The following is a 21,339-nucleotide window of genomic DNA, read 5'->3' on the forward strand; positions in this document are numbered from 1 at the left end:
CGCCACGGCTGGGCACAGGCCCTGGCCACGGTACTGGCCGCGGTGGTGGCCATGGGTGCGGTCGCCGCGCTCGGGCTGTGGGCGGCCGGTGCGGCGGGCCTCCCCGACAACGCCTTCCCCCGGGTGGTCGCCGCGACCCTGGTGACGGCGGTCGGCGGCAGCGTGGAGCTGTCGGGCGACGCGGGCGATCTCGCCCGGACCCACGCGGGCATCACGGTGATGCCGCTGTCGGTCACGCTGGCCGGCGCGCTCGTCGTCGCCGCGGCCTTTCTGCGGCCGCTGCGGCACCGTGCGGTGGCCGGGGCGCGGGAACTGGCCGGGTGGGCCGCCCGGATCGCCGTCCTGTGGCTGCTCGCGCTGATCGGTCTGGCGCTGGGTGCCCGGCAGACCTTCGCCATCGACCTGGGCAACGGGGTGCTCGGCGCCATCGGCGGCCTGTTCGGCGCCGCGCCGGAGGTCGGCTTCGCCGCGCAGGTGCCGCTGACCGTGCTCTTCGGGCTGCTGTGGCTGGCGGGCGTGCTGGTACTGGCCCTGCTGGTGGCACCCGGGGCGCCGTTGCCGACGCGGCTGCTGCGATGGCGGGAGTCGGTGCGTCCGGCGGCGTACGCCATGGTGGCCCTGCTGCTCGCGTGCGTGGCCGTGGGACTGGTCGTCGCGCTGGTGACGGCGGCCACCCGCGGGCGCCCGGCGGAGCACTTCGCCGTGATCCTGCTCGGGCTGCCGAACGTCGTCTGGCCGGTGTTCACCATCGGCCTGGGAGCCACCTGGGACGGCCGGGTGGACGGCCCGTTCGGGCTGCCGATGCCGCGGCTGCTCGATCAGGTGCTGCGCACGCCGGACGTCTCCACGCTCAACCTGCGCACGCTCGCCGAGCACGACGGGCGGGTGTGGTGGCTGGTGGTCGTGGACGCGGTGCTGCTGCTGGGTGCCGCGTTCCTGATGGCGGCGCGTTCCCCGGCCGGGACGCCGGCCTGGCGGCACGCCCTGCGCATGGCCGTCGCCCTGGTGCTGACGGTCCTGACGATCTGTGCCGTGGGCCGGATCTCCGCGCACTACGGTCTGTCGCTCCTCGGCATCGGAGACGTGGGCGGCAACCTCTCCGGAGAGCTGCTGCTGCGTCCCCGGTTCTGGGGTGCGCTGGGCCTCGCTGCCCTGTGGGGTCTGGTCACGGGCTTCCTGGGTGCTCTGCCGGCGCACCGGTCACGTCACCGGGCGGTCAGGCCATCGGCATGACGAGCGCGGGCAGGGTCCGGTGCATGCGCAGCGCGTCCACCGACTCGGCGAGCAGCTCGTACTCCGTGGTCTCGTCACTGGCGGCGATCCGCACCAGCCTTCCCTCGGTCAACTCGTCGGCCGCGATCCCCTGTTGAGCAACGTCGGCGCACCAGGCCCGCAGGATGCCGGGGACGTCGGGCACGGACTCCGGCACCGGGACCAGAGCGCCCGGCGGGACATGGGGGGTGTCGGGGCCGGGGTCGAGCCGCTCGGCGATCCAGGAGGCGCGGTCACGCAGCCACCACAGGGCCAGGGCCAGGGTGGGCGCCCGGTAGGTGCCGAGCGGTACGCCGATGCGGCGGCCGTCACACACCCCGTACGCGGTGACATGGCACAGGAATTCGTCGTGCACTGCTCCTCCCCCGTAGCGTCGCCGCCCGGCCGGCCCCGCCTCGCCCTGCGTACGGCTTTTATGCGGTGAAGTGCCCCTGAATTCGAGTATGTTCACTACTGAACCACTGTCACCACGACTTTCCAGCCAGTCTCCTGGCATATTCATCACGCCAGGTGGCCGAAAGCGCCACAGTCCGTGACCGCGCGGGCATGCCCCGCGCGGTGATCGACCCCGGCGACACCCGCGCGGCAGGGTGCTCCCATCGGGTCGCCGATCACCGGGACCCGGGCTCCGACCAGCGTTGACGACCTCGATGGAGGCTGATTCATTCGCCGGGTCCGACGTGGTCACCCTGGACGCCGAGGGCAGGATCCGGACCGTACTCGGCTTCCTCGACCGGGTGCCCGTCGGGGCACGAGGTGACCGGGTGCCCGCCCGGCGACGAGGGCCGGCCCCGGCGGAGTGTCCACCGGGGCCGGTACGAGCGCGCGTCCGGCCCGCGTCGTGGGCCGGAGGCGTCCTACGACGCGACGAGCGCGTCGATGCGGGCCAGCTCCTCCGCGTCGAAGTCCAGGGACCGCGTCGCGGCGACGCTGTCCTCCAGCTGTCGCGGGCTGCTCGCGCCGACCAGGGCCGAGGTGACCCGTCCGCCGCGCAGCACCCAGGCCAGCGCCATCTGCGCCAGGGACTGCCCACGGGACTTGGCGATCTCGTCCAGCGCGCGCAGCTTGCCGACCAGTTCGCCGGTCACCGCGGCGGAGTCGAGGAAGGGGCTGTCGCTCGCCGCCCGGGAGTCCTCGGGGATGCCGTCGAGGTAACGGTCGGTGAGCAGGCCCTGCTCCAGCGGGGAGTAGGCGATGGAGCCGACCTGGAGCTCGTCCAGGGTGTCCAGGAGGCCCTCCTCCTCGGGGCGCCGGTCGAGCATCGAGTAGCGGGGCTGGTGGATCAGCAGGGGGGTGCCCAGTTCGCCCAGGATCCTGGCGGCCTCGCGGGTCTGCTCCGCGGAGTAGTTGGAGACGCCGACGTAGAGCGCCTTGCCCTGCTGGACCGCCGAGTGCAGGGCACCCATGGTCTCCTCCAGCGGGGTGTCCGGGTCGGGGCGGTGCGAGTAGAAAACGTCGACGTATTCCAGGCCCATCCGCTTCAGGCTCTGGTCGAGCGAGGACAGCAGGTACTTGCGGGAGCCCCATTCGCCGTACGGGCCGGGCCACATCAGGTAGCCGGCCTTGGTGGAGATCACCAACTCGTCGCGGTACGGCAGGAGGTCGGCGCGGAGCGCGTCGCCGAGGGCGGACTCGGCGGCGCCGGGCGGCGGGCCGTAGTTGTTGGCCAGGTCGAAGTGGGTGACGCCGAGGTCGAAGGCGCGGCGCAGGATGGCGCGCTGGGTGTCGACCGGGCGGTCCGGGCCGAAGTTGTGCCACAGGCCGAGCGACAGCGCGGGAAGCTTCAGGCCACTGCGTCCGGTGCGCCGGTAGGGCATGTCCGCGTAGCGGTCGGGGTGGGCGGTGAACAACGCGACTCCATCAGGGTTGGCACAGGGGTGAACGGTTCCGGCGGAACCGGTGTCCCCACTCTCGCGTGTCCCGTGGGCAGCGGTCCAACAGGAGAATCCGATGGGATTCAACGGTTACGCTGCTCAATCATGGAACTGCGTCATCTCCAGCACTTCGTCGCGGTCGCCGAGGACCGGCACTTCACCCGGGCGGCGGAGCGCCTGATGGTCTCCCAGTCGGGGCTCTCGGCGTCGATCCGGGCGCTGGAGCGGGAGTTGCAGACCTCCCTGTTCGTGCGCACCACACGCCGGGTCACGCTCACGGAGGCCGGCCGCGCGCTGCTCGGCGAGGCGCAGCGGATCCTGGCGCAGGTGCGGGCGGCGCACGAGGCGGTGGCGGCGGTACAGGGCGTGCTGCGCGGCACTCTCTCGCTGGGCACCGAGCAGTGCATCGCCGGGGTGCACGTGGCCGGGCTGCTCGCCGCGTTCCGGCGACGGCATCCGGATGTGGAGATACGGCTGCGGCAGACGGGTTCGGGGGCGCTGGCGGAGGAGGTCGCGGCCGGCCGGCTCGACCTGGCCTTCGCCTACCGGACCCGCGCGGACACCGACCAGTTGCGCTCGGTGTCCCTGGCCGGCGAGCCGATGACGGTGCTGTGCCACCCGGGGCACCGGCTCGCGTCGGCCGAGGCCGTCCTGACGCCGCGGGACCTGGACGGCGAGGTCTTCGTCGACTTCCACCCGGACTGGGGGCCGCGCCGGACCACGGACGCCGCCTTCGCCGCGGCGGGCGTCCGGCGCACGGTGGCCCTGGAGGTCAACGACGTGCACAGCCTGCTCGACCTGGTCGACGAGAACCTGGGCATCGCCGTCGTCCCCCGCCACTTCCGGCACAAGCGGCCCACGCTCACCGCGCTGCCGCTCAAGGGCGCCGCGGAGACGGAGTACGAGACCGTCGCCCTGCTGCCGTCGGCACAGGCCACCAGTCCGGCGGCCCGCGCCCTGATCACCCTGCTCCGGCCGGAAGAGCCCGGAGCCGTCTGACGGAGTCCGAGTTCCGGACGCGGGACGGGAAGCGATGCGCCAAGGTGGACGTATGCACGCGAAGGACATCCTCATCGAGGGCTACGGCCGCATCCGGGAAGAGGTCCATGCCGTCGTCGACGGCCTGCCGGCCGATTGGCTCAACTCTCGTCCCGCCGCCGACGCCAACTCCGTGGCCTGGCTCGTCTGGCACCTCACGCGCGTACAGGACGACCATGTCGCCGACGCCTTCGGCCTCGACCAGGTGTGGCTGGCGCGGGACTGGCAGAAGCGCTTCGGACTCCCCCTGAACCGCCACGACACCGGCTACGGGCACAGTCCGGCGAAGGTCGCGGAGGTACGGGTCGACTCCGGTGAGCTGCTGACCGGCTACTACGACGCCGTGCACGAGCAGACCCTGACGGCCTTGCGCCAACTGACCGCCAAGGGCCTGGAAAGCGTCGTCGACGAGGGCTGGGACCCCCCGGTCACACTGGGCGTGCGCCTGGTCAGCGTCCTGTCCGACGATCTCCAGCACGCCGGACAGGCCGCCTACGTCAGGGGGCTGCTTCAGAGCGCGGACTCGTAGCCCGGCAGCACCACGTCGCGGATCAGGCTCACGCGCTCGTCGAAGGGGATGAAGGCGCTCTTGACGGCGTTGACGGTGACCGTGCGCAGGTCCTCGACCGTCCAGCCCGCCTGCTCGACCAGGAGGGACATCTCGCGGGTCATCGTGGTGCCGGACACCAGGCGGTTGTCGGTGTTGAGGGTGACCCGGAAGCCGAGGTCCTTCAGCTCGGTGATGGGGTGCTCGGCGATCGAGGTGGCGGCGCCGGTCTGGAGGTTGGAGGTCGGGCACATCTCCAGGGCGATCCGGCGGTCGCGCACCCAGCCGGCCAGCCGGCCCAGCTTGCCGTCGACGATGTCGTCGGTGATGCGCACGCCGTGCCCGATGCGCAGGGCGCCGCACGCCTGGAGGGCCTGGTGGATGCTGGGCAGGCCGTGCGCCTCGCCGGCGTGGATGGTGAACGGCACGCTCTCGCGGCGCAGATGCTCGAACGCGTCCAGGTGGTCGGCGGGTGGGAAGCCGTCCTCGGCGCCGGCGATGTCGAAGCCGACGACACCGGCGTCGCGGTGGGCGACGGCCAGGTCGGCGATCTCGCGGGTGCGGTCGAACATCCGCATGCCGCACAGCAGCGTGCCGACCCGGACGGGCGTGCCCTGGGCCGCCGCCTTGGCCATGCCCGCCGCGAGGCCCTCCTGGACGGTCTCCACGACCTCGGTGAGGGTCAGCCCGCCGTTGACCATCAGTTCGGGGGCGTAGCGGACCTCGCCGTAGACGACGCCGTCCTCGGCCAGGTCCAGGACGTACTCCTCGGCGGTGCGCAGCAGGCCCTCGCGGTTCTGCATCACGGCGAGGGTGTGCTCGAAGGTGGCTATGTAGCGGACCAGGTCGCCGGAGTTGGCCGCGTCGTAGTACCAGGCGGCGAGTTCGGCGGGGTCGGTGGTGGGCAGGGTGTGGCCGACCGCGTCCGCGAGTTCGACGACGGTGGCGGGGCGCAGGCCGCCGTCGAGGTGGTCGTGCAGCACGGCCTTGGGGAGCCGGCGGAGGGTGTCGGTGTCGATGCGGGGCGCGGTCATGGGGCGTTTCCTAGGGCAGTCGAGCGGGGGTGGTGTTCGGCGGTGGTGGCGTTCGGCGGGTCAGCCCGCGCCAGGGGCGGGCTGGAGCAGGTCCCAGCGGTTGCCGTACAGGTCCTCGAAGACGGCGACCGTGCCGTACGGCTCCCGGCGCGGCTCCTCCAGGAAGGTCACGCCCGCCGCCCGCATCCGGGCGTGGTCGCGGGCGAAGTCGTCGGTGTGCAGGAAGAACCCGACGCGTCCGCCGGTCTGGTCGCCCACCCGGGCGCGCTGGGGCGCGGTCCCGGCTCGGGCCAGCAGCAGGGCGGTCCCGGCCCCGTCGCCCGGTTCGACGACGACCCAGCGGGAGCCGTCCGGGCGCGGGGCGTCCTCGGCGAGACGGAAGCCGAGCGCTCCGGTATAGAAGCGGATCGCCTCGTCGTAGTCGTCGACGACGAGGGTGATCAGGGCGATGCGTCTCATCGGGGCCTTTCGGAGCGGGCGATCGTCGGGTGAGGTTATACGTAAAACGTCATGGGCGCCAGTCATCCCGGGCTCCGGTCGGCAGGGGTTCAGCGGGAGGTGTCGCCCTGGGCGACCTCGACCCGGTGATGGAAGTCGATCATGCCGGTCGCCGAGGCGGCGAAGGAGACCGCGGCGCAGGCCATCAGCAGTGCGGCGATCCGGGTCGCGGCGCGGCGCGTGACGTGCGGGGCGGCCAGGAGGGCCTTGACGCGATGCGGGACCGGGCCGGAGGTGGCGGCGGGGGCGAACTCCGGGCGCACGGAGCGGGCCTCCTGGCCGGCCAGGGCGGCGCGCGCGATGGCGCGGGCGGTCAGGCGGCGGTCGCCGACGGCCGCGGCCGCGGCCTCGTCGGCCGCGCGCTCGGCCGCGAGGCGGATCGCTCCGCGGACCCGCCGCAGCGCGGGATGGCAGTGGGCGGCGAGCTCGGCGGCGGCCAGGAAGTAGTGGTGCCCGCCCCGGTTGTGGGCCCGCTCGTGGGCGAACAGCGCCTCGCGCTCGGCCGCGTCGAGGCTGCGGAGCATCGCGGTGGTGACGACGATGCGGTGCGGGCGGCCGGGCAGCGCGTAGGCGTCCGGGTGCGGGGAGTCCACCACGCACAGGTCGCCGGCGGCGGGCCTGCGGCCGGCCTCCGTCTGCGCGCTGCGGAAGGCGCGGAACTCCCTGAGCGCGGCGCGTCCGAGCGTCCACGCGCACACGGCGAGCGCCCCGACGGAGATCGCGGCCGTCGGGACGACCACCAGGTCGGAGGCGGTGGGCAGCGGGTGGACGAGCTCGCCCAGCGCCGCGACGAGGGGCAGCTTGAGCAGGCCGGTGAGGACGAAGGCGCCGAGCGCGGCGAGGGAGCAGCCGGCGAGCACGACCGCGAAGAGGGTGATCATCCACAGCGCGGTGACGGGGGCGAGGCGGTCGAGCGCGCGCCGGGCCAGCGCCGGCGCGGCGAACGGCAGCAGCAGGGGCAGGAGCAGAAGCAGGGATGGGGTCATCGCTCACCTGATTCGAGCAGGTCGCGCAGGACGCGCTCGTCGTCGGGGTTGAGCTGGGCGACGAAGCGGGCGAGGACCGTCTCGCGGTCGGTGTCGCGGTCGAGCTCGGAGTGCATGCGGCGGGCGGTCAGCCCGTGCGCGTCCTGGACGGGGTAGTAGGCGTACCCCCGGCCCTGGCGGCGACGCTCGACCACGCCCTTGTCGTGCAGCCGGGTCAGGATGGTGGTGACCGTGGTGCGGGCCAGCCCGGCGCCGAGGCCCAGCTGGACCTGGCCGGGGGTCCGGGGCGCGCCGGCCGCCCACAGGACGGCCATGACGCTGGCTTCGAGCTCGCCGGCCGGCCTGCGTTCGTCCTTGTCGTCGTCGGTCATGGGTACTTCCTCACCCCGTCGTCGCCCACAGTCGTAGATCGTCTACATGATTGTAGTCAGTCTGGCGCCGTGATCCGCTCGCGGCCTCGCCGCCCGCCCATTATGGAAGGAGCCGCCGGGAATGGCCGCGGGGATGCGCGCACCCGCGCCCCGGTGCGCTCCGGCGGCCCGCCGCGCGACCGGCAGTAGCGTACGAAGGGGCGCGAACCGGACCGTGAACGGCGGGCGGAATCGGCACGGCGAACGCGGTAAGGATCCGTGGAGGCCCTCCGTCACCCCCGGCGGGGCGCCGATCCGCAAGCCGGCAAGGAGTTGAGCGCCATGTCCGAGCGGCCCAGGCCCGCCGAGACGCCCGCCCGGCAGAACGTCACCTTCCCGAGCGCGGGAGCCACCGCGCACGGCTATCTCGCGCTGCCCCCGTCGGGCAGCGGTCCGGGCGTCCTCGTCATCCAGGAGTGGTGGGGCCTGACGGACCACATCGCCGACGTGGCCGACCGGCTCGCCACCGAGGGCTTCGTCGCCCTGGCACCCGACCTGTACGGCGGCAGCGTGGCGCACGACGCCGACGAGGCCCTGCGGATGATGAAGGCCCTGCCCGTCTCCCGCGGTGTCGAACTGCTCTCCGGCGCCGTCGGCCATCTGCTGTCCCTGCCCGAGGTCACCTCCGGCACGGTCGGCGCGGTCGGTTTCTGCATGGGTGGCGGGTTCGTGCTGTACCTCGCGGCGGTCGAGCCGCGGGTGAGCGCGGCCGTGCCGTTCTACGGCGTCGTCCGCGGCGAGCTGCCCGACTTCTCCGGGCTGCGCGCCCAACTCCTCGGCCACTACGGGGAGCAGGACCGGAGCATCTCGCCGGAGCAGGTCGAGGAGCTGGGCGAGACGATCCGGCGGCAGTCGGGCGTCACCGCGGACTTCCGCCTGTACCCGGCCGGCCACGCCTTCTTCAACGACCGCCGCCCCAGCCACGAGCCCGGCTCGGCGGACCGCGCCTGGCAGAGCACCGTGGCGTTCCTGCACCGGCAGCTGGACTGACCGGGACCGGACGTCGCGGCCGGGGCCGGCGGGCCCGGGAGGACGCTCAGTCGGTCCCGGCGTGCAGCGCGTCGAGACGGGCCATCTCCTCGTCGGTGAGGCGCAGGGCGCCCGCGGCCACGTTCTCCGCGAGGTGGTCGGGGTTGCCGGTGCCGGGGATGGCCAGCACGTGCGGGCCCTGCTGGAGGGTCCAGGCGATCCGGACCTGTGCGGGTGTCGCGTCGTGGGCCTTCGCGACGGCCGCGACCTCCTCGTCGTGCGCACCGCCCGCCGCCCCCTGGGAGCCGCCCTCGCCGGCGATGGCGAAGAACGGCACGAAGGCGATGCCCTCCTCGCCGCAGACCCGCAGCAGTTCGTCGGTGCCGGGGTCGTGGAGATCGAGCCCGAAGCGGTTCTGCACGCACACCACCGGCGCGATGGCGCGGGCCTCTTCGAGGTGGCGGGGCTCCACGTCGGAGACGCCGAGGTGGCGGATCAGGCCCTCCTCGCGCAGTTCGGCGAGCGCGCCGAAGTGCTCGGCGATGGAGTCCTGCCCCATCCGGCGCAGGTTCACCACGTCCATTTGGTCGCGGCCGAGCTGACGCAGGTTCTCCTCGACGTGGCCACGCAGGTCGTCGGGGCGCGCGGAGGGGCCCCACTCCCCCGAGCAGTTCCGGAACGGACCGACCTTCGTGACGACGACCAGACCGTCCGGGTACGGCGACAGGGCGCTGTTGATCAGCTCGTTGGCGGAGCGCCGGGCTGAGAAGTAGAAGGCCGCCGTGTCGATGTGGTTCACGCCGAGTTCGACCGCCCGGCGCAGGACGGCGATCGAGCGGTTCCTGTCGCTCGGTGTGCCGAGGTGGAAGGCGGCGCTGCCCGTCAGCCGCATCGCGCCGAGGCCGATGCGGTGGACGGGCAGGCCGCCGAGTTCCCAGGTGCCCGCGGCGTCCGCGGTGATCGTTTCGGAGGTCATCGGCGGAGTCTCGCACACCCGCGTGCCGCGGTCCCGTGCGCCGTACGGGCGGATGTCAGGGATATGTGTGAGTGTTCAGCGCGTCCACGGCGGCCGCGGGGCCGCCCAGGTCGTAGCGGTCCACGGCGAGGAAGTTGGGCTTCTTGCGTGCGGCGGGCTCGCAGAACCGCTGGGCGCGGTCGGCGAGTTTGGTGTTGTCGGTCTGTGCCGTGGCGGCGATCGTGCTGTCGCGGAAGTGGTTCATCACGAACAGCGGCCGGAAGCCCGGTTCGGTGTGCGTCAGCGGGATGTCGAGGTCGGCGCCGTACCAGCGGCTGTGGCAGGACCAATCGGACGCGCCGAGGCCCGGCCCCATCGACCAGTGGTTCTCGACCGTCCACTCGCGCTGGTACATCACGCCGAAGCCGTCCCGGGTCAGGCCGGCGGCCTCGTCGGCGGAGCGGCTGTGGTCGGTGAAGATCAGCAGCCGGTCGTTCGCCGCGATCAGGTCGGCCATCCTGGGCCAGCCGCCGTTGCGCACCCCGCTCCGGTCGGGCCGGTAGAGCACGTCGGACAGGCCGCGGACACGGGCGAGTTCGGCGCGCAGGACGCCCGGATCGACGTAGTCCTCCAGGAACACGGTGACGAACTGGTCGGGGTGCGCCTTCAGGAAGTCCACCATGCGCTGGAGGTCCACCCACAGGGCGACCGGCCTGCTGACCAGCGTGCAGCTGTTGTGGCAGAGGATCGCGCCGTCCGGGGTCTGGTGGATGTCCAGCATGAACCCGCGTACACCGTCGGAGAGTTGCCGGTCGATGCCGCGGCTCTGGTTGGGGAAGAGGCTGACGAACGGCGGGGCGAAGCCGCCGTCGACTCCGTTGGCGTAGGCGTTGTGGGCGGTGAGGAAGGTGACCTGGTCGAGGGTGCGCCGGTCCGCCGGCGGCATGGGCCGGGTGTTCGGCGTCACCGGGGTGAGGTACCAGCGGGCCAGGTCGCCCGTCGACCCGATGGCCAGCGGGGCGGGGTAGTTGGCGCCGGACGGCTTGGCCGCGACCGTCAAGTAGCGGTCAGCTACTGGTGACTTGAGCGTGTACTGGTCGCCTCCGGCCGGTGCGATCTCCCAGGCCGCCTCCGCGCCGGCGCAGGCGACGGTGCGCGCCTGGTCGCCCGAGCGGCCGAGGCAGGTGCCGGTCAGGTCGGCGTTCTCCAGGACGTACGACGGCCCGTTCGCCCTCAGGTTCCACTGCTGGTGGTCCTCGTCGCCCCTGGGGTTGTGCTGTTCCACGACGCCCGCACCGGCGGCCGCCGCGGCCAGACCGGTCGTGACGCTCTGGACGTAGTACGCCCCGGCGGCCGGAGCCTGTGCGGCGGCGCTCGCGGGAGCGGGGGGCGCCACGACGGCGGCGAGCGCCGCGGTCGTGGCGAGCAGCGCGTGGGGGGTGCGCATGGCGGTGTGCCCTTCGTCCGGACGGTGGCCGTGCCCCGGGGGAGCGCCCCGGCGGCCGATGACACCGTCGGCCAAGATGGTCAGGTGCATGACACCACGCACGCCAGCCGGACGTCAGCGGAACAGGGCCGGCGCCCGGGACGACTTCGAGGACCCGTAAGCACGGCCGCACCCCCGCGAGGCCGGACGGAGCCGGTCCTCGCGTGCGTGCGCCGGCGGTACCGGGCACGGTGTGGGGGGCGGCCGCGGTGGGGGGTTGGGGGCACTCAACCGCATTGGCCTGTACCAGTCAAGGGTATAGACCAGTCAAATCCCTTGCTCCGGTGGGCCGGAGACGGCGCGGCCGTACTCGGCGCCGGCCTCGACGGCGGCCGCGCCGGGCGTCAGTCCCCGGCCGGATGCAGGAACGGCCGCACCTCGATGGGGAGGGTGGTGGCCAGGCCGGCCTTCCGGCCCCACTCCAGGGCCGCGTCCAGGTCGGACGCCTTGATGAGGCACAGACCGCCCAGGTACTCGTCGCCCTTGGTGTAAGGGCCTTCGGTGACCCGCACCTCATCGCCTCGGGGACGCAGGACGACGGCGGTCTCCGGGCCGTGCAGCCCGCCGGCGAAGACCCAGGCGCCCGCCTCGCGCAGTTCCTGGTGGAAGCCCTCGACGTCGCGCATGATCCGCGCGAGCGCCTCGGCCGAGGGCGGCTCGCCCTCGGCCGGCTGGATCACGCTGAGCAGGTAGTACTTCATGACGTTCTCCTTGGCGTCGTGCCGTCGTCCCACCTCGTACACGAACGGCGGGCCGCACCGGCACCTCGCCCGACGGCCTCGGCGGAATCCTTTCCCCGGCCGGCGCGCTGCGGCAGCCTCGGCCACGCGATCGGCCCACGGAAAGCGCCGGGCACGCATCCGCGAGGACCGTCCCGGTGGAAGTGATGGGGAAGTGATCCGGACGGTCACAAGGCACCGACACGTGAGGGACCGAGGCCGATGAACGGTGAGGACACGGGCGACGGGCCGCGCTGCCTGGTGACGGGCGCCACGGGCTACATCGGCGGCCGGCTGGTCCCGGAGCTGCTCGACGCCGGCCACCGGGTACGTTGCCTGGCCCGCTCCCCCGGCAAGCTGCGCGACCATCCGTGGGCGGCTCGCACGGAGGTGGTGCGCGGGGACGTCTCCGACCCGGAGTCGGTCGCCGCGGCCCTGCGGGACGTCGACGTCGCCTACTACCTGGTGCACGCCCTCGGCACCGGCAAGGACTTCGAGGAGACCGACCGCCGGGCCGCGCGCGTCTTCGGGGAGCGGGCCCGGGCCGCGGGCGTGCGGCGCGTCGTCTACCTCGGCGGCCTGACCCCCACCGGTGTGCCGCGGCGGGAGCTGTCCCCGCATCTGCGCTCGCGTGCGGAGGTCGGCCGCATCCTGCTGGCCTCGGGTGTGCCGACCACCGTCCTGCGCGCCGCCGTCATCATCGGCTCCGGCTCCGCCTCCTTCGAGATGCTGCGCTACCTCACCGAGCGCCTGCCCGTGATGGTCACCCCCAGCTGGGTGGGCACCCGCATCCAGCCGATCGCCGTGCGCGACGTCCTGCGCGTCCTGGTGGGCAGCGCGCGGATGCCGGCCGATGTGAACCGGGCCTTCGACATCGGCGGGCCGGACGTCCTGACGTACCGGGACATGATGCTGCGGTACGCGGCGGTGGCGGGCCTGCCCCGCCGGGTCATCGTCCCCGTCCCGGTCCTCACCCCCCGTCTGTCCAGTCACTGGATCGGCCTGGTCACCCCCGTACCGGCGGCCATCGCGCGGCCGCTCGCCGAGTCGCTGCGCCACGAGGTGGTCTGCCGCGAGCACGACATCCTGCGGTACGTGCCCGACCCTCCCGGGCATCCGATCGGCTTCGACGAGGCGGTGCGGCTGGCCCTGCGACGGGTCCGCGACGCGCAGGTGACGACCCGCTGGTCGTCCGCGTCGGTGCCCGGCGCGCCCAGCGACCCCCTGCCCACCGATCCCGACTGGGCCGGCGGCAGCCTCTACACGGACCGGCGGGAACGCACCGTGGACGCCCCGCCCGAGGCCCTGTGGCGGGTCGTCGAGGGCATCGGCGGCGACCACGGCTGGTACTCCTTCCCTCTCGCCTGGGCGCTGCGCGGCGGCCTCGACCGGCTGGCGGGCGGGGTCGGGCTGCGCCGGGGCCGCCGTGACGCGCAGCGGCTGCGGGCCGGCGACTCGCTCGACTTCTGGCGCGTGGAGGAGATCGAGCCGGGACGGCTGCTCCGGCTGCGGGCCGAGATGCGGCTGCCGGGTCTGGCCTGGCTGGAGATGCGCGTCGGCACCGACGCCCGGGGCCGCACGCTGTACCGCCAGCGCGCGGTGTTCCATCCGCACGGGCTGCTGGGGCACGCCTACTGGTGGAGTGTCTCGCCCTTCCACGCGCTCGTGTTCGGCGGGATGGCCCGCAACATCGCCGGGGCGGCGGCCGAGCAGGCCCGGCTCACCACGGCGGGGGAACGCACCTCCGTGCGCTGACGCCCGCATCCGCCGGACGCGCCGCGCCCGAAGCGATCCGAGCGCTCCGGAGTGATCCGGAGCGATCCGTCCGGCCTCTCCCGTCCCCTCCACGGAGACCGCACATGAACGTCTCGGTCGTCCTGTTCACCGCCGACCTGCGGGTGCACGACCACCCGCCGCTGCGCGCCGCCCTCGACGGCTCCCGGCACGTCGTCCCGCTGTTCGTCCGCGACCGGGCCGTGGACGGGGCCGGCTTCGCCGCCCCGAACCGGCTGGCGTTCCTCGCCGACTGCCTCCACGGCCTCGACACGGAACTGCGCCGCCGCGGCGGCCGGCTGGTCGTCCGCGGCGGCGGCCTCGTCGACCAGGTGTGCGAGGTGGCCCGCGAGGCCGATGCCGACGAGGTCCACATGGCGGCCGACGTCAGCGGCTTCGCCCACCGCCGCGAGGAACGGCTGCGGCGCGCCCTGGAGGCGGACGGACGCAGGCTGCACGTGCACGACACGGTGACCACGGCCGTCACGCCCGGCGCACTGACACCGTCCTCCTCGGACCACTTCGCCGTCTTCACCCCCTACTTCCGGCAGTGGTCGTGGCAGCGGCTGCGCGCTCCGCTCGGCGCCCCCCGCACCGTCCGCGTGCCGGACGGCGTCGCCTCCGAGGAGCTGCCTTCCCGGCCGGCCGCCGCGGACCTGTCGGCGGGACTGGCGCCGGGCGGCGAGGCGGAGGGCCGCAAGCGGTTGGCGGCCTGGCTGCGCTCCGGCGTCGGCGCCTACGAGGAGCGCCACGACGACCTGGCCGGCGACGCCACGTCCCGGCTCTCCCCCCACCTGCACTTCGGCACCCTCTCCCCGGTCGAGCTCGTGCACCGGGCGCGCGGCGCGGGCGGTCCGGGCGCGGAGGCCTTCGTACGGCAGCTCGCCTGGCGCGACTTCCACCGCCAGGTGCTGGCTGCGCGGCCCGCCGCGGCGAGCGCCGACTACCGCACGAAGCACGATCGGTGGCGGTCCGAGCGATCGGCGCGCGAGGACGTCGAGGCGTGGCGGGAGGGCCGCACCGGCTACCCGATCGTCGACGCGGCCATGCGCCAGCTGCTGCACGAGGGCTGGATGCACAACCGGGGCCGCCTGCTGACCGCGAGCTTCCTCACCAAGACCCTGTACGTCGACTGGCGGGTGGGCGCGCGGCACTTCCTGCGGTACCTGGTCGACGGCGACATCGCCAACAACCAGCTCAACTGGCAGTGGATGGCCGGCACCGGCACGGACACCCGGCCCAACCGGGTGCTCAACCCGGTCACCCAGGCCAAGCGGTACGACCCCGACGGCACGTACGTACGCCGCTGGGTGCCCGAACTCGCCGGGCTGGACGGGCCGGCCGTGCACGAGCCGTGGAAGCTCCAGGGGCCGGCGCGGGCCGCCCTCGACTACCCGGACCCGGTCGTGGAACTGTCCGAGGGACTGGCCCGCTTCAAGCGTGCCCGCGGACGCGAGTGAGGAGCCGCGCCCGCCGGGAAACGACGCAGGATCGATGCAAGTTGAGGAGGACACGCCGGGGCTCACACGATGGCGGCACGGGGGCGAGCCCCGGGAACCGTCACAGGAGCCGTCGTCATGACACCGCATCCGACCTCCGTCCTGACCGACACCGCGCATCCCGCTGCCGCGTCGGCTTCCGCTTGTGATTCCGCGGTGGACCGTCTCGCGGAGGTGCCCGCGCGGGCATCCGACGAGGAGCTCGCGCGCGGCCTGGTGGCGGGCGACGACGCCTGCCTCGCCGCCGCCTACCACCGCTGGTCGGCCCTGGTGCACACGCTGGCCTGGCGGTCCCTGGGAGACCCCAAGGAGGCGGAGGACGTGACCCAGCAGGTCTTCCTCGGTGTCTGGCGGGGCAGGCACGGCTACCGGCCCGAACGCGGCCCGCTCGCCGGGTGGATCGTCGGCATCGCCCGGCGCAAGATCGCCGACGCGCTGTCCGCCCGGACCGGCCGCCGGGTCGGCCCTGGGCACCGCCGATCCGGCCGGCGGCCGGCCGGAGGCCGCCCTGGACCGCGTCCTGGTCCGGTACGAGCTGGACCGGCTCCCGGCCGCCCAGCGGCGTGTGCTGCGTCTGGCCTTCTTCGAGGACCTGACCCAGACCCAGATCGCGGCGCGCACGGGCTGGCCGCTGGGCACCGTCAAGAGCCACGCCCGCCGGGGCCTGCACCAGTTGCGCCGCCGTCTGGAGCCGCAGGCGTGCGGTGAGGACCGGCATGCGATGCACGAACGGTGCGAGAAGTCAGGACCGGCCGGCGGGCGAGCGGACCGGCTCCCCCGGGACCAGCTCCCCCGGGTCAGTGACCGGGCACCAGCCACGGCTCCTGGGGAAGCGGACTGCCCGTCTCCACGAGGGACTTGAGATTGGACAGGACCGCGGGCCAGCCGCCCGAGACGTCGGCGAGTTCGCCCTCGTCGTTGAGGTCCTCGTGGGTGACGGTGAGGCGGACGATGTCCCCGTGCGGCCGGATGTCGAAGGTGACCCGGGAGTGCCTGTCCGGCCGCTCCGCGTCCTCGGGCGCGGCCCAGGTCGTCACCAGACGGGTGGGGCGGTCGGCCTCGACCACGGCGCCGACCACGTCGGCGACGCCCGAACCGTCCGTGCGGACGTGCTCCCAGCGGGAGCCGGGCCGCCAGTCCGAGACATTGCGGTGGCCCCAGTACACGGCGGTCAGGTCGGCGTCCGTGAGGGCGTCCCAGACCGTTTCGGGCGTGCTCTCGATGTAGATGACGTACACATAGCTCGGCGGGTTGGCCATGGTTTCCTCGGCTCGTCGCTTCACGGCGCCCAACGCGCTCAGACGTGGGCGTTCGAACTTGTCGATCCACCGCTCCTGGATCTCGTGGAGCGGGACCGGATTGAGGTAGTGCAGCTTCTCCCGCCCCCGCCGCACCGTGCTGATCAGGTTGGCGGCCTCCAGTACGGCCAGGTGCTGGGTGACCGACTGGCGCGTCATGTCGATGCGCGCGCACAGCTCGCCCAGCGTCAGCCCGTTGTGCTCGTGCAGACGGTCCAGCAGCCGTCTGCGGGTCTCGTCGGCGAGTGCCTTGAAGACCGTGTCCATCCTCGAGTCGCCGCATGATTGCACACTCCAGTTACGCAGGCAGTTGCCTGCATGTCAAGCCGGGGCGGTGGAACCGACCGGTGTGGCTCCGGTCCCAGCGGGCATTCGAAGGGCGCGGGGGTCACGACGCAGAGGGGCGGAAGATGGAGATCACGGGCATCATCAGTGCCATCGTCATCGGCTTGATCATCGGTGTCCTGGGACGGCTCGTCGTTCCCGGCCGCCAGCACATAGGCGTTCTCTGGACGATCCTCATCGGCATCGTGGCCGCCCTGGTCGGTGCGGCGATCGCCTCCGCGCTCGGTGTCGCCGACACCAAGGGGGTCGACTGGATCGAGTGGCTCATCCAGATCGCCCTCGCCGCGGTGGGTGTCACCGCGCTGGACCGGGCGAAGGCGGGTCACCGCTGAGCCGGCGCCCCGGTTCGGTCCGCGAGGCGGCTCACGGCTCGTACACGTACGGCGTCGTGGTGGTCAGCGCGACGAAGCCGAGGCGTTCGAGGATGGGGCGGCTCTGGCTGGAGGCGTCGACCTGGAGATAGCGGTAGCCGCGGTCGGCGGCGGCACGGGCGCGGTGGGCGACGAGGGCACGGTAGATGCCCCGGCCCCGCCAGCCCTCTGCGGTGCCGCCGCCCCACAGGCCCGCGAACGGTGTCCCGGGCACCAGCTCCATACGCGCCGCGCTCACCGGCTGGTCACCGGCGAGGGCGACGACGGCGACGAGCGTGTCCGGCTCGGCGGCGAGCCGGGCGAGGAGGCGGTGGCGCAGCCGGGAGCCGTCCGTCCCGAACGCCTGCTCGTGCACGCACACCAGCAGGTCGACACCCGCCTCGTCGGTGACCGCGCGCAGGTGAACGCCCTCGGGCGGGTCGGCGTCGAGGTGCAGATCGGCGATCTCGCCGACCATCAGCGCCTCCTGCGGCTCGGGGGTGAAGCCGGCGGCCAGCAGGCGCCGCCCGAGGTCCGCGGGGCGGTCGTGCCCGTACACCTTCCACTCGAAGGGGAGGCCGGACTCGCCGTAGCGGGCCGTCTGTTCGGCGATCGCGGCGTCCACGGAGGCCTCGTCCAGGTCCGACCACAGCACGCCGTTCCAGTCCTGCTCCGCGCCGACCTGGCGCACCACCTTCCCGGCGCGCTCCACGCGCAGGCCGGGGCCGTCGGGGCGAGCGCCCTCGCGCAGGTCCCGGTCGTACAGGGCGAGTACCGCGGTGTGATCCATACGCCGACTGGAACAGACCGCGGACGTCCGCGGCAACAGGTTTACGGTGCGGGTCCCTCGGGCGTGGGCCCCACCGGGCGGAGGCCCACCGGCCAGGTCCGTTGGGCCTCCGCCGCGGTCGCGGGCCGCGTCAGCGGTACGCGGCGGGCCGGAAACGCCGGTACAGGACGGCGCCGCCGAGCACCAGGGCCGCCCCCGCGGCCACCACCGGCACGGTCTGCTCCGCGCCGGTGTGGGCGAGCGACACCTGCGTCTGGGGCACGGCCGCGGGCTCGGGATGCGTCACGGGCCTCGGCAGCGGCTGCGGCTCGGACCGCACGGGCGGCACAGGCGTCGGGGCGACGTGGTCGCCCGGGGTGTTCGTGGCCGTGTTGCCGGAGGCCGGGTTGCCGATGCCCCCCACGTTCACACTGTTGCCGGTGACGTTCACCGGAACGTGCACGGGCAACTGGATGGTGCTGCCGGAGACCACACCCGGGGAATCCTGTGAGCCTGCCTGTGCCGCCGCACCGTCGGCTGCCGGCGTCCGCTCCCTCCCGTCGGACGCATTGGCGCACCGGTTGCCCGCCGCGGGGTTGAAAAGCCCCACCACGTCCACGGTGTTCCCGCACACGTTCACCGGAACGTCCACCGGCAGCTGGATGGTGTTGCCGGAGAGCACACCGGGCGAGCCGACCGCGGCACCCTCCGCCGCGGCGCCGCCGTCCGCCGCGAAGGCGGACACCGGCATGGCCATCGCCATCGCGCCGGAGGCGGCGGCCACGGCGATCACACTGTTCCGGGTGACCCGTTTCATAGGTTCCCTGCCTTCCAGACATGGTCGCGGGCGCTCACCCGCACCCCGTAAAACGCTGGTGAAGGATTTGGGGTTATGGCCTGTCGTTCTTTCACTCCATCGGGGGGCCTGTTATCGAACGTGCGCGAAGCCGCCGATGCCGGGCGGTGGGTCCCGGTGCGGCGACCGTGCGGCCGGCCGCCGGCAGGCGGCGTCCAAAGGGGCCGCCTAAGGTGGGCGAAGGCCTGTTCCCGGTCCGCGGCGGAGCGTTGCTGGAGGCGCCCATGCTGGCCAAGCTGTCGACGCGGCGCGCGGCCCGGCGCGGCGCGTGCCTCGGGGCCGCCACGCTCGTCCTCCTCGGCGCTGGACTGCCCGCGGGGGCCGACGGCGACGCGCCGGACCTGAGCCGGTTCTACCGCCAGAAGGTGGCGTGGTCGGCGTGCGAGGCGGGCGCCCCGAAGGACATGCAGTGCGGCAAGGTCACCGTTCCCCTCGACTACGCGCACCCCGGCGCCGGCACCCTCGACCTCGCCCTGGCCCGCTACCGGGCCACCGGCCCCTCCCGGGGCTCGGTGCTGCTCGACTTCGGCGGCCCTGGAGTCGCGGGCGTGCCCGGACTGACCACCGACGGCAGACGGTTCATGGACCTGACCAACGGCTACGACGTGGTCGCCTTCGACCCGCGGGGCGTCGGCAGGTCCTCTCCGGTCGGCTGCGGCCTGGGCACGGACGACCGGGCCTCGCAGCTGACCAGTGGGAACGGGAACCTCGGCGACCCGAAGGTCGCCCGCGAGAAACTCACGGCCTGGCAGCGGACGGCCGCCGAGTGCGCCCGGCGCTCGGGCCCGGTCCAGGCACACATGGGCACCGTCGACGCGGCCCGGGACCTGGACGTGATCCGTCAGGCGCTCGGCGACGACCGGCTCGACTATCTGGGCTTCTCCTACGGCACCCGGCTCGGCGCGGTGTACGCGGCGCTGTTCCCCGGCAAGGTCGGCAGGATGGCCCTCGACGGGGTCGACACCCTGACCGAGCCGCCGGCGGAGCAGGGGCTGGTCGCCGCCGAGGCGCAGCAGACCGCGCTCGACGACTTCCTCGACTGGTGCGTGCGGGACCTCGCCTGCCCGTTGGGCGACGACCGCCGCGCGGCCGGCGACCAGATGGTCCGGCTCGTCCGCTCGCTCGACGCGAACCCGGTGCCGAACGGCTTCGGCGGCAGGCTGTCGGGCCAGGACCTCGCCCGGGCCGTCGGGCAGGCGCTCTACAGCAGGCGGTTGTGGCCCACCCTGGAACGCGCGATGGCCTCCCTGGTGGAGGACGGCGACACGCACGGCATCGAGGCCTTCACCGCCGGGGGCGGCGCCCTGCCGGGACGGAGCAGCGCGCCGCGTCCGGCGGACGGCGGACTGGTCGGCTCCGCCGAGATACCGTCCGACAACCAGCCCGCCGCGACCATGGCGGTCAACTGCGCCGACGACCCCGACCGGCCCGGCGCCGCGCAGCTCACCAGGGACCTCGGCCGGCTGAGTACCGAGTACGAGCACGCCTCGCCGGTCTTCGGCCGCGCCCGGCTGAACGAGCTGCTGATGTGCTACGGCCGCCCCAAGGGCACCGACTTCATCCGCGAGAAGGTGAAGAACGTCGACACGGCGAGGATGCTGCTGGTCGGCACCCGCGGCGACCCGGCGACCCCGTACCGCTGGGCGCTGGAGACGGCGCGGCGGCTCGGCCCGTCCGCCGTGGTGCTCGACAACCGGGCCGACGGGCACACCGGGTACCTGTCCTCCCGGTGCGTGCACAAGAAGGTGAACGACTTCCTGCTGTACGGCTCCCTGCCGGCCGACGGCAGCTCGTGCGGCGCGGACCGGGAGCCGGACGCGAGCGGCTGACCGGGCTCAGCCGGTGACGGTCCGGGGCTGGTACAGGTCCAGCCAGACGGCCAGGTCGAGGGTCCGCTCCAGGCCGCGTCGCGCCGCCTGGTTGCCGCCGAGGGAGGTGTCGCTGTGCGCGAGGCGGCGCAGCCGTTCCTGGTCCACGAGGTCGAAGACCGGGTGCCCCGGCCGGCCGAGCAGGTCCTTGGCGTGGTCCTGGAGGGCGAGGGCGTACTTGGGGTCCTGGGTGGACGAGTAGGGGCTCTTGACCCTGTCGTAGACGGACGTGGGCAGCAGGTCCGCGGTCGACTCCCGCAGCAGGGTCTTCTCCCGGCCGTCGAAGGACTTCAGGGCCCAGGGCGCGTTGTAGACGTACTCGACCAGGCGGTGGTCGCAGTAGGGGACGCGGACCTCCAGGCCGACCCCCATGCTCATCCGGTCCTTGCGGTCGAGGAGGGCCCGGACGAAGCGGGTCAGGTGGAGGTGGCAGATCTGCCGCATCCGGAACTCGAAGTCGCTCTCGCCGTCGAGGCGGCTGACGGCGCCGATGGCGGTGCGGTAGCCGTCGGCGACGTAGGCGCGCAGGTCGAGGGCCCGGGCGAGGTCGGGGTGCAGGACACCGGCGTGGTCGCCGAAGTCGCGCTGGAAGCGCACCAGCCAGGGGTAGGTGTCGGCGCGGCGCGCCTCCTCGTCGAAGAACTGCTGGTAGCCGCCGAAGTGCCGCGGTCGTCGGGGCCGCGGCAGGCCATCGTCTCGGTCATGGCACTCAGGGTCGCGGCCTCGGCGCGCAGATCGCGGTCGTAGGAGACCCAGCCGGTGATGCCGCACATCCGCTACCTCCTGCCTTCCG

At 73.5% G+C, this 21,339-nt stretch carries 20 protein-coding genes and 2 pseudogenes; 9 read left to right on the forward strand and 13 right to left on the reverse strand.

What is annotated here, in order from left to right:
• The first annotated feature begins 51 nt into the window (after positions 1–51).
• Positions 52–1,233 carry a streptophobe family protein gene (locus tag ABZ818_RS04590; RefSeq protein WP_361411174.1) on the forward strand — a complete coding sequence of 394 codons (1,182 nt, stop codon included), beginning with the start codon at positions 52–54 and terminating at the stop codon, positions 1,231–1,233.
• Here ABZ818_RS04590 and ABZ818_RS04595 read toward each other — a convergent pair.
• Both ABZ818_RS04595 and mgrA read right to left on the reverse strand, forming a co-directional pair.
• A complete protein-coding gene (locus tag ABZ818_RS04595) occupies positions 1,217–1,627 on the reverse strand; it encodes a hypothetical protein (protein ID WP_361410730.1) in 411 nt (136 codons plus the stop codon). The genes ABZ818_RS04590 and ABZ818_RS04595 overlap by 17 nt on opposite strands.
• A gap of 502 nt (positions 1,628–2,129) precedes the next feature.
• Entirely contained in the window at positions 2,130–3,122 is a 993-nt protein-coding gene (gene mgrA, locus ABZ818_RS04600) for an L-glyceraldehyde 3-phosphate reductase (protein ID WP_361410733.1), read from the reverse strand.
• Positions 3,123–3,251: 129 nt separating this feature from the next.
• Between mgrA and ABZ818_RS04605 the strand changes: the two genes are divergently transcribed.
• Positions 3,252–4,145, forward strand: coding sequence for a LysR substrate-binding domain-containing protein (locus ABZ818_RS04605; protein ID WP_361410736.1), 894 nt, complete (start codon positions 3,252–3,254; stop codon positions 4,143–4,145).
• 52 nt (positions 4,146–4,197) lie between these two features.
• The gene (locus tag ABZ818_RS04610; protein WP_361410739.1) at positions 4,198–4,713 is read left to right on the forward strand and encodes a DinB family protein; all 516 of its coding nucleotides are present in this window, start codon (positions 4,198–4,200) and stop codon (positions 4,711–4,713) included.
• Here the strand turns inward: ABZ818_RS04610 and ABZ818_RS04615 are convergent.
• From ABZ818_RS04615 to ABZ818_RS04630, 4 genes are all read right to left on the reverse strand, one after another.
• Complete coding sequence (locus ABZ818_RS04615) at positions 4,695–5,765, reverse strand: adenosine deaminase (protein ID WP_361410742.1); 1,071 nt, start codon at positions 5,763–5,765, stop codon at positions 4,695–4,697. The two genes, ABZ818_RS04610 and ABZ818_RS04615, sit on opposite strands and share 19 nt — an antisense overlap.
• Positions 5,766–5,825: 60 nt before the next feature.
• Positions 5,826–6,224, reverse strand: a complete 399-nt coding sequence (locus tag ABZ818_RS04620) for a VOC family protein (protein WP_361410745.1) — start codon at positions 6,222–6,224, stop codon at positions 5,826–5,828.
• 89 nt (positions 6,225–6,313) lie between these two features.
• Positions 6,314–7,249 carry a M48 family metalloprotease gene (locus ABZ818_RS04625; RefSeq protein WP_361410748.1) on the reverse strand — a complete coding sequence of 312 codons (936 nt, stop codon included), beginning with the start codon at positions 7,247–7,249 and terminating at the stop codon, positions 6,314–6,316.
• The gene (locus ABZ818_RS04630; protein ID WP_361410751.1) at positions 7,246–7,620 is read right to left on the reverse strand and encodes a BlaI/MecI/CopY family transcriptional regulator; all 375 of its coding nucleotides are present in this window, start codon (positions 7,618–7,620) and stop codon (positions 7,246–7,248) included. Before ABZ818_RS04630 ends, ABZ818_RS04625 begins: the two co-directional genes overlap by 4 nt.
• Positions 7,621–7,941: 321 nt before the next feature.
• Between ABZ818_RS04630 and ABZ818_RS04635 the strand changes: the two genes are divergently transcribed.
• Positions 7,942–8,649, forward strand: coding sequence for a dienelactone hydrolase family protein (locus tag ABZ818_RS04635; RefSeq protein WP_361410753.1), 708 nt, complete (start codon positions 7,942–7,944; stop codon positions 8,647–8,649).
• A 46-nt stretch (positions 8,650–8,695) separates the two neighbouring features.
• Here ABZ818_RS04635 and ABZ818_RS04640 read toward each other — a convergent pair whose 3' ends face one another.
• The 3 genes from ABZ818_RS04640 to ABZ818_RS04650 all read right to left on the reverse strand — a co-directional run bounded on the left by ABZ818_RS04640 (position 8,696) and on the right by ABZ818_RS04650 (position 11,770).
• Positions 8,696–9,604 (reverse strand): oxidoreductase, encoded by a 909-nt coding sequence (locus tag ABZ818_RS04640; protein ID WP_361410756.1) that lies wholly within the window; start codon positions 9,602–9,604, stop codon positions 8,696–8,698.
• 55 nt (positions 9,605–9,659) lie between these two features.
• Positions 9,660–11,030, reverse strand: coding sequence for an RICIN domain-containing protein (locus ABZ818_RS04645; RefSeq protein ID WP_361411176.1), 1,371 nt, complete (start codon positions 11,028–11,030; stop codon positions 9,660–9,662).
• A 383-nt stretch (positions 11,031–11,413) separates the two neighbouring features.
• Positions 11,414–11,770, reverse strand: a complete 357-nt coding sequence (locus ABZ818_RS04650; RefSeq protein ID WP_361410759.1) for a YciI family protein — start codon at positions 11,768–11,770, stop codon at positions 11,414–11,416.
• 240 nt (positions 11,771–12,010) lie between these two features.
• Between ABZ818_RS04650 and ABZ818_RS04655 the strand changes: the two genes are divergently transcribed.
• From ABZ818_RS04655 to ABZ818_RS04665, 3 genes and pseudogenes are all read left to right on the forward strand, one after another.
• Positions 12,011–13,543, forward strand: coding sequence for an SDR family oxidoreductase (locus ABZ818_RS04655; RefSeq protein ID WP_361410762.1), 1,533 nt, complete (start codon positions 12,011–12,013; stop codon positions 13,541–13,543).
• Positions 13,544–13,647: 104 nt separating this feature from the next.
• Entirely contained in the window at positions 13,648–15,021 is a 1,374-nt protein-coding gene (locus tag ABZ818_RS04660) for a deoxyribodipyrimidine photo-lyase (protein ID WP_361410765.1), read from the forward strand.
• A 213-nt stretch (positions 15,022–15,234) separates the two neighbouring features.
• Positions 15,235–15,751: pseudogene (locus ABZ818_RS04665) on the forward strand (sigma-70 family RNA polymerase sigma factor); the annotation flags it as partial.
• Positions 15,752–15,857: 106 nt separating this feature from the next.
• Here ABZ818_RS04665 and ABZ818_RS04670 read toward each other — a convergent pair.
• A complete protein-coding gene (locus ABZ818_RS04670; RefSeq protein ID WP_361410768.1) occupies positions 15,858–16,625 on the reverse strand; it encodes a metalloregulator ArsR/SmtB family transcription factor in 768 nt (255 codons plus the stop codon).
• Positions 16,626–16,768: 143 nt separating this feature from the next.
• Here ABZ818_RS04670 and ABZ818_RS04675 point away from each other — a divergent pair, with 143 nt between their 5' ends.
• Positions 16,769–17,035 carry a GlsB/YeaQ/YmgE family stress response membrane protein gene (locus ABZ818_RS04675; RefSeq protein ID WP_141364363.1) on the forward strand — a complete coding sequence of 89 codons (267 nt, stop codon included), beginning with the start codon at positions 16,769–16,771 and terminating at the stop codon, positions 17,033–17,035.
• Positions 17,036–17,066: 31 nt separating this feature from the next.
• Here ABZ818_RS04675 and ABZ818_RS04680 read toward each other — a convergent pair whose 3' ends face one another.
• Both ABZ818_RS04680 and ABZ818_RS04685 read right to left on the reverse strand, forming a co-directional pair.
• Positions 17,067–17,843 carry a GNAT family N-acetyltransferase gene (locus ABZ818_RS04680; protein ID WP_361410772.1) on the reverse strand — a complete coding sequence of 259 codons (777 nt, stop codon included), beginning with the start codon at positions 17,841–17,843 and terminating at the stop codon, positions 17,067–17,069.
• Between the two features lie 130 nt (positions 17,844–17,973).
• Positions 17,974–18,639, reverse strand: a complete 666-nt coding sequence (locus ABZ818_RS04685) for a chaplin family protein (protein WP_361410775.1) — start codon at positions 18,637–18,639, stop codon at positions 17,974–17,976.
• Positions 18,640–18,902: 263 nt separating this feature from the next.
• Between ABZ818_RS04685 and ABZ818_RS04690 the strand changes: the two genes are divergently transcribed.
• Positions 18,903–20,507, forward strand: a complete 1,605-nt coding sequence (locus tag ABZ818_RS04690; protein ID WP_361411178.1) for an alpha/beta hydrolase — start codon at positions 18,903–18,905, stop codon at positions 20,505–20,507.
• A 6-nt stretch (positions 20,508–20,513) separates the two neighbouring features.
• Here the strand turns inward: ABZ818_RS04690 and ABZ818_RS04695 are convergent.
• A pseudogene (locus ABZ818_RS04695) lies at positions 20,514–21,206 on the reverse strand (asparagine synthase C-terminal domain-containing protein); the annotation flags it as partial.
• Between the last annotated feature and the right edge of the window lie 133 nt (positions 21,207–21,339).

It is taken from the genome of Streptomyces sp. NPDC047453 (genome assembly GCF_040643155.1).
In the GTDB taxonomy this organism is placed as follows: domain Bacteria; phylum Actinomycetota; class Actinomycetes; order Streptomycetales; family Streptomycetaceae; genus Streptomyces.

Excerpts from the sequence above, each read along its gene's own strand:
- ABZ818_RS04655 (WP_361410762.1), top strand. The coding sequence starts at position 12,011 with ATGAACGGTGAGGACACGGGCGACGGGCCGCGCTGCCTGGTGACGGGC.
- ABZ818_RS04630 (WP_361410751.1), bottom strand. The coding sequence starts at position 7,620 with ATGACCGACGACGACAAGGACGAACGCAGGCCGGCCGGCGAGCTCGAA.
- ABZ818_RS04680 (WP_361410772.1), bottom strand. The coding sequence starts at position 17,843 with ATGGATCACACCGCGGTACTCGCCCTGTACGACCGGGACCTGCGCGAG.
- ABZ818_RS04610 (WP_361410739.1), top strand. The coding sequence starts at position 4,198 with ATGCACGCGAAGGACATCCTCATCGAGGGCTACGGCCGCATCCGGGAA.
- ABZ818_RS04640 (WP_361410756.1), bottom strand. The coding sequence starts at position 9,604 with ATGACCTCCGAAACGATCACCGCGGACGCCGCGGGCACCTGGGAACTC.
- ABZ818_RS04625 (WP_361410748.1), bottom strand. The coding sequence starts at position 7,249 with ATGACCCCATCCCTGCTTCTGCTCCTGCCCCTGCTGCTGCCGTTCGCC.
- ABZ818_RS04635 (WP_361410753.1), top strand. The coding sequence starts at position 7,942 with ATGTCCGAGCGGCCCAGGCCCGCCGAGACGCCCGCCCGGCAGAACGTC.
- ABZ818_RS04675 (WP_141364363.1), top strand. The coding sequence starts at position 16,769 with ATGGAGATCACGGGCATCATCAGTGCCATCGTCATCGGCTTGATCATC.
- ABZ818_RS04620 (WP_361410745.1), bottom strand. The coding sequence starts at position 6,224 with ATGAGACGCATCGCCCTGATCACCCTCGTCGTCGACGACTACGACGAG.
- ABZ818_RS04685 (WP_361410775.1), bottom strand. The coding sequence starts at position 18,639 with ATGAAACGGGTCACCCGGAACAGTGTGATCGCCGTGGCCGCCGCCTCC.
- ABZ818_RS04670 (WP_361410768.1), bottom strand. The coding sequence starts at position 16,625 with ATGGACACGGTCTTCAAGGCACTCGCCGACGAGACCCGCAGACGGCTG.
- ABZ818_RS04645 (WP_361411176.1), bottom strand. The coding sequence starts at position 11,030 with ATGCGCACCCCCCACGCGCTGCTCGCCACGACCGCGGCGCTCGCCGCC.
- ABZ818_RS04615 (WP_361410742.1), bottom strand. The coding sequence starts at position 5,765 with ATGACCGCGCCCCGCATCGACACCGACACCCTCCGCCGGCTCCCCAAG.
- ABZ818_RS04660 (WP_361410765.1), top strand. The coding sequence starts at position 13,648 with ATGAACGTCTCGGTCGTCCTGTTCACCGCCGACCTGCGGGTGCACGAC.
- ABZ818_RS04605 (WP_361410736.1), top strand. The coding sequence starts at position 3,252 with ATGGAACTGCGTCATCTCCAGCACTTCGTCGCGGTCGCCGAGGACCGG.
- ABZ818_RS04650 (WP_361410759.1), bottom strand. The coding sequence starts at position 11,770 with ATGAAGTACTACCTGCTCAGCGTGATCCAGCCGGCCGAGGGCGAGCCG.
- ABZ818_RS04690 (WP_361411178.1), top strand. The coding sequence starts at position 18,903 with ATGCTGGCCAAGCTGTCGACGCGGCGCGCGGCCCGGCGCGGCGCGTGC.
- ABZ818_RS04590 (WP_361411174.1), top strand. The coding sequence starts at position 52 with ATGGGTGCGGTCGCCGCGCTCGGGCTGTGGGCGGCCGGTGCGGCGGGC.